The 12,578-nt window shown below is 71.9% G+C and carries 12 protein-coding genes; all 12 read right to left on the reverse strand.

Going from position 1 to position 12,578, the window contains the following annotated elements; translation table 11 throughout:
- Window positions 1–4 precede the first annotated feature (4 nt).
- The gene (gene ispG, locus ACZ7JA_RS24660) at window positions 5–1,138 is read right to left on the reverse strand and encodes a flavodoxin-dependent (E)-4-hydroxy-3-methylbut-2-enyl-diphosphate synthase (protein WP_351668303.1); all 1,134 of its coding nucleotides are present in this window, start codon (window positions 1,136–1,138) and stop codon (window positions 5–7) included.
- Between the two features lie 4 nt (window positions 1,139–1,142).
- Complete coding sequence (gene hpnH / locus ACZ7JA_RS24665; RefSeq protein WP_351668301.1) at window positions 1,143–2,165, reverse strand: adenosyl-hopene transferase HpnH; 1,023 nt, start codon at window positions 2,163–2,165, stop codon at window positions 1,143–1,145.
- A 5-nt stretch (window positions 2,166–2,170) separates the two neighbouring features.
- Window positions 2,171–2,812 carry a phosphorylase family protein gene (locus tag ACZ7JA_RS24670; protein ID WP_351668299.1) on the reverse strand — a complete coding sequence of 214 codons (642 nt, stop codon included), beginning with the start codon at window positions 2,810–2,812 and terminating at the stop codon, window positions 2,171–2,173.
- Between the two features lies 1 nt (window position 2,813).
- Window positions 2,814–4,865 carry a squalene--hopene cyclase gene (gene shc / locus ACZ7JA_RS24675; RefSeq protein WP_470810465.1) on the reverse strand — a complete coding sequence of 684 codons (2,052 nt, stop codon included), beginning with the start codon at window positions 4,863–4,865 and terminating at the stop codon, window positions 2,814–2,816.
- Window positions 4,866–4,979: 114 nt separating this feature from the next.
- Window positions 4,980–6,113, reverse strand: a complete 1,134-nt coding sequence (locus ACZ7JA_RS24680; RefSeq protein WP_470810467.1) for a polyprenyl synthetase family protein — start codon at window positions 6,111–6,113, stop codon at window positions 4,980–4,982.
- Window positions 6,113–7,549, reverse strand: a complete 1,437-nt coding sequence (gene hpnE, locus ACZ7JA_RS24685; protein ID WP_470810469.1) for a hydroxysqualene dehydroxylase HpnE — start codon at window positions 7,547–7,549, stop codon at window positions 6,113–6,115. The genes ACZ7JA_RS24680 and hpnE overlap by 1 nt, the downstream gene beginning before the upstream one ends.
- The gene (locus tag ACZ7JA_RS24690) at window positions 7,546–7,686 is read right to left on the reverse strand and encodes a DUF6380 family protein (RefSeq protein WP_351668291.1); all 141 of its coding nucleotides are present in this window, start codon (window positions 7,684–7,686) and stop codon (window positions 7,546–7,548) included. The genes hpnE and ACZ7JA_RS24690 overlap by 4 nt, the downstream gene beginning before the upstream one ends.
- A complete protein-coding gene (gene hpnD / locus ACZ7JA_RS24695) occupies window positions 7,686–8,636 on the reverse strand; it encodes a presqualene diphosphate synthase HpnD (RefSeq protein WP_351668288.1) in 951 nt (316 codons plus the stop codon). The genes ACZ7JA_RS24690 and hpnD overlap by 1 nt, the downstream gene beginning before the upstream one ends.
- Complete coding sequence (hpnC, locus tag ACZ7JA_RS24700) at window positions 8,633–9,529, reverse strand: squalene synthase HpnC (RefSeq protein WP_450750223.1); 897 nt, start codon at window positions 9,527–9,529, stop codon at window positions 8,633–8,635. The genes hpnD and hpnC overlap by 4 nt, the downstream gene beginning before the upstream one ends.
- Window positions 9,530–9,887: 358 nt before the next feature.
- Window positions 9,888–10,688: an ABC transporter ATP-binding protein gene (locus ACZ7JA_RS24705; protein ID WP_351668284.1), complete on the reverse strand. Its 801-nt coding sequence runs from the start codon at window positions 10,686–10,688 to the stop codon at window positions 9,888–9,890.
- Window positions 10,681–11,610: an ABC transporter permease gene (locus tag ACZ7JA_RS24710; RefSeq protein WP_351668282.1), complete on the reverse strand. Its 930-nt coding sequence runs from the start codon at window positions 11,608–11,610 to the stop codon at window positions 10,681–10,683. Before ACZ7JA_RS24710 ends, ACZ7JA_RS24705 begins: the two co-directional genes overlap by 8 nt.
- A gap of 95 nt (window positions 11,611–11,705) precedes the next feature.
- Window positions 11,706–12,578 (reverse strand): glycosyltransferase family 2 protein, encoded by an 873-nt coding sequence (locus tag ACZ7JA_RS24715; protein ID WP_351668280.1) that lies wholly within the window; start codon window positions 12,576–12,578, stop codon window positions 11,706–11,708.

Genomic DNA, 12,578 nt, shown 5'->3' on the forward strand with positions numbered 1-12,578 from the left:
TGCCTCAACTCACGTCGTCCGCGGCGCCCGCCCCCTCGGCGAGCTTCATGGCCTCTTCGATCAGGGTCTCCACGATCTTCGACTCCGGGACGGTCTTGACGACCTCGCCCCTGACGAAGATCTGGCCCTTTCCGTTGCCCGAGGCAACTCCGAGGTCTGCTTCACGGGCTTCGCCCGGACCGTTGACCACGCACCCCATCACCGCGACCCGGAGCGGCACTTCCATGCCGTCCAGGCCCGCGGTGACCTCCTCCGCCAGTTTGTAGACGTCGACCTGCGCTCGCCCGCAGGACGGGCAGGAGACGATCTCCAGCCCTCGCTGCCGCAGTCCCAGGGACTCCAGGATCCGGATGCCTACCTTGACCTCCTCCACCGGAGGCGCGGACAGCGAGACGCGGATGGTGTCGCCGATGCCCTGGGAGAGCAGGGCGCCGAACGCGACGGCCGACTTGATCGTGCCCTGGAACGCCGGGCCCGCCTCGGTGACGCCGAGGTGCAGCGGGTAGTCGCACTGGGCGGCGAGCTGCCTGTAGGCCTCGATCATCACGACCGGGTCGTTGTGCTTGACCGAGATCTTGATGTCGCGGAAGCCGTGCTCCTCGAAGAGGGACGCCTCCCACAGGGCCGACTCGACCAGCGCCTCGGGGGTGGCCCTGCCGTACTTCTGCAGCAGCCGGCGGTCCAGGGAGCCCGCGTTGACGCCGATCCGGATCGGGGTGCCGTGGTCCTTCGCGGCCCGCGCGATCTCCTTGACCTTGTCGTCGAACTGCTTGATGTTCCCCGGGTTCACCCGCACCGCCGCGCACCCCGCCTCGATGGCCGCGAAGACGTACTTCGGCTGGAAGTGGATGTCCGCGATCACCGGGATCCGCGACTTCCTCGCGATGACGGGCAGAGCGTCCGCGTCGTCCTGCGTGGGGCAGGCGACCCGGACGATCTGGCAGCCGGACGCGGTGAGTTCCGCGATCTGCTGCAGGGTGGCGCCGATGTCCGAGGTGCGGGTCGTGGTCATCGACTGCACCGAGACCGGGGCCCCGCCCCCGACCGCCACCGGCCCGACGTGGATCCGCCGCGACACACGGCGCGGCGCCACCGGCCGGGCCGGCACCTCGGGGACGCCCAGGGGGACGGCGGTCACGGGGTCACTCCCGGTTTCCGGAGACGGTCTCGCGCATGGCCCGCAGCGACTCCTTCAGGGAGCCCATGGTGGCGAGGACGGCGGTGGGCTCGTACCCGCAGTGCGCCATGCAGTTGGCGCAGCGCGGGTCCTTGCCGCGGCCGTACTTGTCCCAGTCGGTCTCCTCGATGAGTTCCCGGTACGTTGGGACGTAGCCGTCGCTCATCAGGTAGCAGGGGCGCTGCCAGCCGAAGAGCGAGTAGTTCGGGATCGCCCAGGCGGTGCACGGGAAGTCGACCTTGCCCTCCAGGAAGTCCAGGAAGAGCGGGGAGTGGTTGAGCCGCCACTTGCGCCGGTTGCCGCCCGCGAAGGACTTCCTGAACAGCTCGCGGGTCTGCTCCACGCCCAGGAAGTGCTCCTGGTCGGGCGCCTTCTCGTAGGCGTAGGCGGGCGAGATCATCATCTCGTCCACCTCCAGGTCGTCATTGAGGAAGTTGAGCACCTCGATGATCGTCTGCGGGGTGTCGGTGTTGAAGAAGGTGGAGTTGGTGGTCACCCGGAAGCCGCGCCGCTTGGCCTCCTTGATGGCCTCCACCGCCTCGTCGAACACGCCCTCCTTCGCGACCGACTCGTCGTGCCGCTCGCGCAGCCCGTCGATGTGCACCGTGAAGGCGAAGTAGGGCGACGGCGTGAACTTGTCCATCTTCTTGCGCATCAGCAGCGCGTTGGTGCAGAGGAAGACGTACTTCCGCCTCGCCACGAGCTGGCGCACGATCTCGTCGATCTGCGGGTGCATCAGCGGTTCCCCGCCGGCGATGGACACCATCGGCGCGCCCGACTCCAGCACCGCGCCCACGGCCTGGGCGACCGGCATGCGCTGCTTGAGCACACCGGCCGGATGCTGGATCTTGCCGCAGCCCTCGCACTTGAGGTTGCAGGCGAAGAGCGGTTCCAGCTCGACGATCAGCGGAAACTTGTCCCGCCTGCGGAGTTTCTGTTCGGCCAGGTATGTAGCGACCTTGATGGACTGACGCAACGGCATGGCCATCTGGCTCACCTCCGGGGGAGCGACAAAGAACGGTGCCATTCATAAAAAGCGGGCAGGACCGAACGCAGGACACGGAAGGCTGATATTCCACCGCGTACCGTGCCGATACGGACGAGTTCATGTTCAGGAGCGTCCACGACCACCCGTACGGCCGCAACCGGGCGCTCGCCCGCGCGCACGGCGCTCAGCAGCGTGGCGGCCGACTCCATGTCGACCGCGATCGCGCCGGTCGCGCGCAGCGCGGACCGCTCCGGGCCGCGCACGACGTGGTCGGAGCCGATGAGCGCTCCGGTGTGGACGGTGCGCCCGGGCAGGACGCGCGCGAGCTCCTTGACGAGCGGTTCGGTGTCCACGCACGGGACGGTCCCGCGCGGGTCCCGGGTCTCCTCGGCGACGACCAGGTCGCCGGGGTGCATGCCGGGGGCGAGTCCGGCGCAGAAGCCGGTGGCCAGGACGGCCGCGGCGGTGAGCGCCGGCTCGGACAGGTGCCGGGTGACGGACCGTTCCGCCGCCCGGGGCCCCATACCCGTCCGGACGAAGGTGACCGGCCCGCCCGCCACGCCGCGTTCGCCGGTGCGCAGGGCGAGGTGCTCGATGCCGAGCGCGCAGGCGATCAGCAGCGGGGGCGGGGCGGGCCGGGTGCTCACCTCAGCTCACCGTGGCCTCGGGCAGCGGCTTCCTGCCGTCGGAGGCGGACCTCCTGGCCCGGGCGAGCGGCGGCCGCTCGAACGGGTCGCCGTGCAGGTAGCGGCCGAGCGCGGTGAGCGGGAACACCTGGCGGTACAGGTGGTAGTTGATGGAGAAGTCCCAGGGGAAGCCGGTGCCGGTGAAGTACGGCTCGTCCCAGGAGCCGTCCTCGCGCTGGGTCGCCGCCAGCCACTGGACGCCGCGCCGCACGGCCTCCGAGTCCCGCTCGCCGGCCGCGAGCAGCGCCATCAGCGCCCAGCCGGTCTGCGAGGCGGTGGAGGCGCCGCGGCCGCTCCACTCCTTGACGTGCTTGTAGGAGCGCAGGTCCTCGCCCCAGCCGCCGTCGTCGTTCTGCACCTTCTCCAGCCAGGCCACCGCCCGCCGGATCGCCGGGTGGGAGCCGGGCAGGCCGGCCGCGGTGAGCGCGGGCACCACGGAACCGGTGCCGTAGAGGTAGTTGACGCCCCAGCGTCCGAACCACGAGCCGTCCGGCTCCTGTTCGGCGAGCAGCCAGTCGATGCCGCGCCGGGTGCGGGGATCGTGGGCCAGTCCCTCGGCGGCGAGCATCTCGACGACGTGCGCGGTGACGTCGGCGGACGGCGGGTCGATGACCTCGCCGAAGTCGCAGAAGGGCAGCCGGTTCGGGAACGGACTGGTGTTGTCGACGTCGAAGGCGCCCCACGCGCCGTTCTTCGACTGCATCCCCAGGTTCCAGCGCACCGCGCGCCCGATGGCGTGGTCCACGCGCTCGGGGTCGTGGTGCCGGACCCGGCGCAGCGCGAGGGCGACCTCCGCGGTGTCGTCGATGTCCGGGTAGTTGTCGTTGTGGAACTCGAACGCCCAGCCACCGGGCGGGAGTTGGGGCCGCTTCACGGCCCAGTCGCCGGGCCGGACGATCTCCTCGCCGAGCATCCAGTCGGCCGCCCTGACCAGTTGCGGATGGTCGATCGGCAGGCCCGCGTCGACGAGCGCGATGGTGGCTAGGCAGGTGTCCCACACCGGGGACTGGCAGGCCTCGATCATCCGCGCGCCGTCCTCGCGCCACACGGCGAAGCGGTCCAGCGAGGCGAGGCCCTCGCGCATCACCGGGTGCTGGAGGTCGTAGCCGAGCAGGCGCAGGGCGATGACCGAGTACACGGCCGGGGGCTGGATGCCGCCCCAGCAGCCGTCGTTCTCCTGCCGCTCGATGATCCAGCGGGCGGCGGAGTTCATCGCGGCCCTGCGCAGCCGGCGCGGGACCACCTTGCGCAGCCGGTGCAGCGCCTTGTCCAGACGCTGGAAGGCGCCGTCCCAACTCGCCACCGGCGCCAGGGGCTTCACCGGGTTGGGGTCGGCCGGGTCGGTGTGCAGCTCGTCCAGCGGAAAGGGGGCCGGGCGGACGGGGCGCTTCGCCGAGACGATGGTCAGCGGCACGATGGTCTGCCGGGCCCAGCACCCGAAGTCGTAGATGTTGAGCGGCATCCACTGGGGGAAGTAGATGAGCTCCGGCGGGAGTTCGGGCAGGTCCTCCCACTTCCACCAGCCGAACAGGGCGAGCCAGATCCGGGTGAAGACCCGGGAGGCGGCGATGCCGCCGTGCTCGCGGACCCAGGCCGACGCCTTCGCCATGTGCGGGGCGTCGGGCGCGTCGCCGGCCAGGCGCAGCGCGACGTACGCCTCGATGGTGGTGGACAGTTCGCCGGGGCCGCCGTAGAAGGTGGCCCAGGTGCCGTCCGGGCGCTGCTCGCCGCGGATGAACAGGGCGGCGGCCTGGACCGTCTCCTCGTCCAGGATGCCCAGGAACTGACGGAGCAGCAGGTCCTCGGCGTCCATCGTGACGTTCGTCTCGAGGTCGCCCTTCCACCATCCCTGGGCGTCCTGGCGGGCGAGCAGGAAGTCGGTGGCGCGGCGCGCGGCGCGTTCGGCGGCTTCTGGTACCCCGGCCGCCTCGGGGGTGCTGATGTCTGTTTCGCTGGCCGCGGCAGCGCGGGGCGGCATGGTCGCTCCGGTGCTTCCGTCGGTCGTCGCTGTCATGGCTTCCCCTTCGTGCAGTCGTGCGAGTCGTGCTGCTGTGGGTCCGCCGTCGGCCGGTGCCGTCATCCGCGACACCGGCCGGCGACTACGCGAGGGTTATTCGACCGATAGTGATCATCTCTTCCGTACGACGACGAAGTCGGCGAGCGCGGTGAAGGCGGCCCGCACCCGGTCGGGCATGTGGACGGCGTCGAGGGCCTCGACGGCGATCGTGTGCTGCCGGCGCGCCTCCCCGGCCGTCCACTCGCGGCCGCCGGCCTCCTCGATGAGGGCGGCCCGCGCCGCGAACTCCTCCTCGGAGAAGTTCGCGAAGTCGCTGCTCTTGGCGTCGGCGGCGAGGATCTCGCCGAGCCGCTCGGAGGCGTCGCCGCCCGCGGCGAGCGCGGCCACCACCGGCAGGGACTTCTTGCGCTGGCGCAGGTCGCTCCAGGTCTGCTTGCCGGTGGCCTCCGGGTCGCCCCAGATGCCGAGGAGGTCGTCGACGGCCTGGAAGGCGAGGCCGAGGTGGTAGCCGTAGCGCTCCAGCGCGTCGGCGGTGGCGTCGTCCGCGCCGCCGAGGACCGCGCCGATCGAGGAGGCGCAGGCGAGCAGGGCGCCGGTCTTGTTGCCCTCCATCTCCAGGCACTCCTCGACGCTGACGCGGTCGCGGTGCTCGTAGGAGATGTCCTGGGCCTGACCGTCGATCAGGGCGCGGGTGGCGGTGGTCAGCCGGCGGGTGGCGCGGCCCGCCTCGACGGTGCCGAGCTCCAGCAGGACCTCGTTGCCGAGCGCGAACAGGGCGTCGCCGACCAGGATGGCCTGGGCGGGGCCGTGCACCTTCCAGACGGTGTCGCGGTGCCGGCGCTGCTCGTCGCCGTCCATGAGGTCGTCGTGCAGCAGCGAGAAGTTGTGGACGAGTTCGACGGCGACCGCGCCGGGGACGCCCGCCTCGGGGGCGGCGCCGGTGACCTCGGCGGACAGCACGGCGAGTGCGGGGCGGACGGCCTTGCCGCCGTCCCCGTCGGCCGGGTTGCCCGCGGCGTCGATCCAGCCGAAGTGGTAGGCGGCGACGGTGTCCATGGGCGGCGCCAGGCGGTCGACGGCGGCGCGCAGGACCGGGGTGGCCAGGGTGCGGCCGCGCTCCAGCAGCGCGGTCACGTCCACCGCGGTCCTCGGGTCGGCCGTCGAGGCGGGGGGCACAGTGGGCACAGTCTCTCCTGTTGTTGCGGTACCGCGGGTGCGGGGGCCCGCCACGTGGTGCTCGGTCATCAGGCCGCCTCCTCGAACGCGAAGAGGCGGGCGGGGCGGGGCCGGCCCAGGGCGCTCAGCGCGGCGTCGGCCGCGCTCACGCCGCTTCGGACCGCGCCCTCCATGGTCGCGGGCCACCCGGTGGCGGTCCACGCTCCGGCCAGGTAGAGGCCGGGGGCCTTGGTGCGGGCGCCGGGCCGCAGCCGGCCGGTGCCGGGGGTGGGGGCGAACGTCGCCGTGCGCTCCCGGGTCACGAAGAAGTCCTTCACGACGGCGTCGCGCGTGCCGGGGATCAGCCGCTCCAGCTCGGGCAGGTAGCGCTCGCGGAGCACGGCGACCGGTTCGTCGATGTCGTCCCGCGCGGCCGACTGGGACACGGCGAGGTACTGGCCCTCGCGCAGCCCGGAGGCCTCGGTGCGGTCGAACACCCACTGCACGGGGGTGCCCAGGGCGGCGAGGAAGGGCCGGGCGAGCACCGGGCGGTCGTAGACGACGTGCACGTTGAGGATGGGCGCGGTGCCGATCTCCAGCAGCCGTCCGGGGGCGTCGAGGGCGCCGGGGGGCAGCAGGTCGTGCGTCTCGCGCTGGGGCACGGCGAGGACGACGGCGTCGGCGCGGAGCGTCTCGCCGGGAACCTGAACGCTCCAGCCCCCGTTCTCGCTGTGGAGGACGGAGGTGACGCGTGTACGGACTTCGGTACGGACGCCCGCGGAGTCGAGCGCCTTGCGGGCCAGCCGGTCGTGCAGTTCGCCCAGTGGGACGCCGGCCCAGCCGATGTCGGCCGCGCCCGGTTCGGACAGCAGACCGGTCTTGAACACCATCGCGGCGAGTGCCAGTGAGGCGTCGCCCGCGACCGCGTTGAGGGTGGCGACCCCGACCAGGTCCCACAGGGCCTCGACGGCGCGCGCCGACTGGCCGTGCGCGGCCAGCCAGCTGCCGAAGTCCTGGGCGTCCAGGGCCGGATCGGCCAGGTCGAGCCCCTTGAGCGCGAGCGCGGCGCGTCCGACGGCGGCGCGCTCGGCGAGCGAGAGGTGCGGGTAGACGGCCAGGCTGCGTCCCAGGTGGAGGGGGACGGGCAGCGGGTCGCGCCGCAGCCGGCCGAGGCGTCTGCCCTCGGGCTTGGCGACGTCGACGACCGGCACGTCCAGGCGGTTCTGCAGCGGCGCCAGCGCCGTGCCCTCGATCCGGTCGAGGAACCAGCGGTAGGCGGTGCAGCAGCGCAGGTACACGTGCTGGCCGTTGTCGACGGTCAACTCGCCGCGCTGGAAGGAGAAGGCCAGCCCGCCCAGCCTGGGTCTGCCTTCGACGAGGGTGACGTCGACGCCCGCGTCGGCGAGCGCGAGCGCCGCGGTGACGCCGGCGAGACCGCCGCCGACGACGACGGCGGTGCGCCGCGCCGGGGCCTCGGGGGCCCGGGCGCCGGCGTGCGCCTGTGCGGTGCGGGAGCCGTCGCTCATCTGGCGTCCTTCCGTGCGCGTCGACCGTGCTGGATGAACGGTGCACGGTCGGCCGTCGCAGTCAGGGACGCCACGCCGCGGCGCGGGGTTGCCCGTCGCGCCGGATCGTCGGAGCCGGACGGTTCCCGGGTGCCCATCAGACGCGCCTCCTGACGGTCCGCCGGGAGACGTGCCGGGTGTCGAGGCCGGACAGCCCGCGCACGGCGACGTAGGCCTTCTCGCGTCCGGGCAGCGAGACACGGCCGCGCAGCACGGCCTCGGGGTCGCGCTCGATGCGGTCCAGCAGCCGTCGGTAGATGCCCGCCATGGCGGCCACGCAGGCGCCGCTGCGCCGGTCGAGCATGGGGAGCAGCCGGTAGCCCTCGGCGAACAGGGCGCGGGCCCGCCGCACTTCGAAGTGCACGAGGCCGGCGAAGTCGGAGCCCTGCGGTGGAGTGGGCCCGTCGAATCCGGCCGAGCAGCCGAACTTGGCGAGGTCGTCGGCGGGCAGGTAGGTGCGCCCGCCCTGGGCGTCCTCGCGGACGTCCCGGAGGATGTTGGTGAGCTGGAGCGCGAGCCCGAGCGTGTCGGCGTACTCGGGGGCGCGCTCGGCGCCGCGCGCGCCCGGCTCGGTGCCGAAGACGCCGAGCGAGAGGCGGCCGATGGCGCCGGCCACGCAGCGGCAGTAGACCTTCAGGTCGTCCCAGGTCTCGTAGGTCTCGCCGCGTACATCCATCTGGACGCCGTCGATCAGCTCGTCGAGGCCGCCGAGCGGGATCGGGAACGCGCGCGCGGCATGGGCGAGGGCCACCGCCACCGGGTCGGTGTGGTCCTCGGCGACCTCGCCGGCGCGGATCCGGGTGAGCAGTGCCCGGGTGTCCTCGAGCCGCGCGACCTTCACCTCGCCCGGCAGATCGCCGTCGCCGATGTCGTCGACGCGCCGGGAGAACGCGTAGAGCGCGGACATGGCGCGCCGCTTGGGCGTCGGCAGCAGCCGGATGCCGTAGGCGAAGTTGCGGGCCTGCTGCCCGGTGACGGCCTCGCAGTAGCCGTAGGCGGCGAGTACCGGTGCGGACACGTGCGGCACAGACTCCACGGTCCGGATCACCCCTCTCCTCGCAGAGTCGCGCCCGCCTCACGCAGCAACTGGACCTTGCCGGGCTTGGGCGGGCCGGGAAGTACGTCGTATTCGGCGGCGGCGATCGCCCGGACCGCCGCCCTTCCCCCCGCCACGAACCCCGCGAGCAGCAGCTTCAACCTGCCGTGGACGCTACCCACCAGGGGGGCGCCTTCATTCAGCAGATCGCGGGCGCGTTGTGCTTCGTATGCAACCAGGGCGCGCACCGAAGCGCTCGCGGTTTTCGCGGCGAGGTCGGTTTCCCGGACGTGGAAACGCTTCATGTCCTGGGCCGGCAGGTAGACACGGTCCCGGCCGAGGTCCTCCGCCACGTCCTGGAGGTGCTCGACGATCTGCAGCGCGGTGCAGATCATGTCGGACAGCCGGATCCGCTCGGGGGTCGCGGTGCCGGTGACGGCGAGGACGAGGCGGCCGACGGGGTTCGCGGACAGTTCGCAGTAGGCGAGGAGGTCGTCGTAGGTCTCGTAGCGCCGCACGAGCTGGTCCTGGCGGTTGGCGGCGATCAGGCCGAGGAACGGCTCGGGGGTCAGGGAGCGGCGGCGTGCCGTGGGCTGCAGGCGGCGCAGCAGCGGGTGGCTCGGGGTGCCGTCGAAGACCCGGCGCAGGTCGGCCTCGAAGGCGTCCAGGAGGACCAGCCGGTCCCCGGCCTCGCCGGGCGGCACGCCGAGGGCGCGGGCGTCGGCGCCGCCGGGGGCGAGGTCGCCGTCGCCGATGTCGTCCACCAGGCGGGCGAAGCCGTAGACCGCCATGAGGTCGTCGCGCCAGGCACGGGGCAGGAAGAAGGGGGCCACGGGGAAGTTCTCGCTCGCGGCCTTGTCCAGGGTGACGCGCTCCAGGTCCGGCGCCGTGCGGGTTCCCGTCACCACGGGCTGCCCGGGGCGTGGACGGCACATGCTGCGCTGAGCTGGGGAGTTTCCGTAGCCATTGCCGTCACATCTCCCGTTCTACACTGCCGATCCGATACACACTATTTCGGACACGCCGCCTGGCCCTCCGCTGGGCGGCCCGGCGGAGGGTGTCGCGCATTATGGCCCCACTTGCCGCTTTCCGGGACCGGTACAGCTTACGTTGTACAACGCAGCTTGGACCGGCGGGGTGTCCCGCGCATCACAACAACACACCGATCGCTGTCAAGATTCCGGTGTCACGCGGGAGTTGACGCTTCCTTTGCAGACGCGGGGCCCCGTCGGAAGAGTTCCGCGGGGCCCTGGCCGAAAGGGGTCACTTACCGGCGAACTTCTCGTACTCCTTCAAGACCTCTTCGGTGGGCCCGTCCATGCGCAGCTCGCCGCGCTCCAGCCACAGGACGCGGTTGCAGGTGTCGCGGATGGACTTGTTGTTGTGGCTGACCAGGAAGACCGTGCCGGCCTCCTTGCGCAGCTCCCTGATCCGCGCCTCCGAGCGCTTCTGGAACTTGCGGTCGCCGGTGGCCAGCGCCTCGTCGATCATGAGGACGTCGTGGTCCTTGGCGGCGGCGATGGAGAAGCGCAGCCGGGCCGCCATTCCGGAGGAGTACGTGCGCATCGGCAGGGTGATGAAGTCGCCCTTCTCGTTGATCCCGGAGAAGTCGACGATGTCCTGGTAGCGCTCCCTGACCTGCTCGCGGGACATGCCCATCGCGAGCCCGCCGAGGATGACGTTGCGCTCGCCGGTGAGGTCGTTCATCAGGGCGGCGTTGACGCCGAGCAGGGAGGGCTGGCCGTCGGTGTAGACCTTGCCGCTCTCGGCGGGGAGCAGTCCGGCGATGGCGCGCAGCAGCGTGGACTTGCCGGATCCGTTGGATCCGATGAGGCCGATCGCCTCGCCGCGGCGGGCGACGAAGGAGACGCCGCGCACCGCGTGCACCTTGCGCACGCCGCGGGCCCCGTCGTCGGAACCGCGCCTGAGTATGCGGCTGAGGGCGGCGGTGGCGCTGCCCTTGCCGGTCCTGGCGCCGTTGACCCGGTAGACGATGTGCAGCTCGTCCGCGATGACGGTCGGGCGCGGGTCCGGGGTGGTGTCCTCGGGGTTGGTCTCAGCCACGGCCGTACCTCTCCTCCGCCTTCCAGAAGTACACGAAGCCGCCGGCGAAGACGACCACGGCCCAGAACAGGGCGATGGCCCACACGTGGGGCGGCAGGTTCGAGGAGCCGTACCCGTCGATCAGCGCGAAGCGCATCAGGTCCATGTAGACCGCGGCCGGGTTGACCTGCAGCAGCCGGACCACCCACTCGGAGCGGCCCTCCATCATCTTGCTGATGGAGAACATGACACCGGAGGCGTACATCCAGGTGCGCAGGACGAACGGCATCAGCTGGGCGAGGTCCGGGGTCTTGGCGCCGAGGCGGGCGACGATCAGCGCGAGACCGGTGTTGAAGAGGAACTGCAGCACCAGCACCGGGACGATCAGCAGCCAGGACAGGCTCGGGTAGCTGCCGAAGCCGATCGCCACGATGAACATCACGATCATCGAGAACAGCAGCTGCTGGAGCTGCTGGAGCGAGAAGGACACCGGCAGCGAGGCGCGCGGGAAGTGCAGGGCGCGCACCAGGCCGAGGTTGCCGGAGATCGCGCGGACGCCGGTCATGACCGAGCTCTGCGTGAAGGTGAACACGAACACGCCCGTGACCAGGAACGGGATGTAGACGTCCTGGGACATGCCGCGGCTCGCGTGCAGGATGACGCCGAAGATGAAGTAGTAGACCGCCGCGTTCAGCAGCGGGGTCGCCACCTGCCAGAGCTGGCCCAGCTTGGCCTGGCTGTACTGCGCGGTCAGCTTCGCCTGGGAGAAGGCGAGGATGAAGTGGCGGCGCCCCCACAGCTGGCGCACGTACTCGGCGAGCGAGGGCCGGGCGCCGCTCACGGCGAGTCCGTACTTGCCGGCGAGCTCGGCCGCCGTCAGCCCCTCGTCGGGCGACGGGGCCGCGGTCACCGCGACTCCGGCGTCATGCGTTGTCTCACTCACGGGTGGAAGCTTTCGTCTTCGAGTACGTCTTGCACGGTTGCGTCTTCAAGGGCGGCGGACCCGCCCGCCGGGGCGGGTCCGTACGGTCGAGCTTGTCAGATCACCGGGGGCCGGCCCAGTCGGGTCAGCCGCCACACCGTACGCCAGCGCATCGGGCGACGGGGTCCGCAGGGGCTGCTCCACCCCTCCTTGAAGCCGCCGAACCAGGCCTTCAGGGCCGGTCCCGAGGGCCGGCGCGCCAGCGTGAGCAGCAGCCAGACCCCGAGGTACACCGGCACCAGGAGGGCGGGGAGGTTGCGGCGGGCCAGCCAGACCCGGTTGCGGGCGACCATGCGGTGGTACACCGCGTGCCGCGAGGGCGCGGTCGTCGGGTGGTAGAGCACCATGTCGGACCGGTAGTCGATCATCCAGCCGGCGTCGAGGGCCCGCCAGGCCAGGTCGGTCTCCTCGTGGGCGTAGAAGAACTCGTCCGGGAGGACGCCGGCGTCGGCGAAGACCCGGGTGCGCACGGCGTTGGCGCCGCCGAGGAAGGTGGTGACCCGGGAGGAGCGCATCGGGTCGGAGGCGCGCAGCCGGGGCACGTGCCGGCGCTGGGTCTCGCCGGTGTCGGGGTCGGCGATGCGGAAGCTGATGATGCCGAGCTCCGGGTCGGCCGCGAAGGCCTCGCGGCACAGCTCGGCCGTGTCGTGGCGGGCCAGCAGGCCGTCGTCGTCCAGGAACAGCAGTACGTCGACATCGCGGCCGGCCGGCCCGAAGGCCGCTATGCCGACGTTGCGGCCGCCGGGGATGCCCAGGTTCTCGGGCAGCTCCACGGTCCGGACGCCCTCGGGGACGTCCGGGACGGGCGAGCCGTTGCCGACGACGACCACCTCGACGGGGTCGCCGTCCTGCTTGGCGACGGAGTCGAGCAGGGCCCGCAGCTCCTCGGGCCGGTTGCCCATCGTGATGATGACCGCGCCGACCTTCAT

It is taken from the genome of Streptomyces sp. NPDC038135, assembly GCF_055601245.1.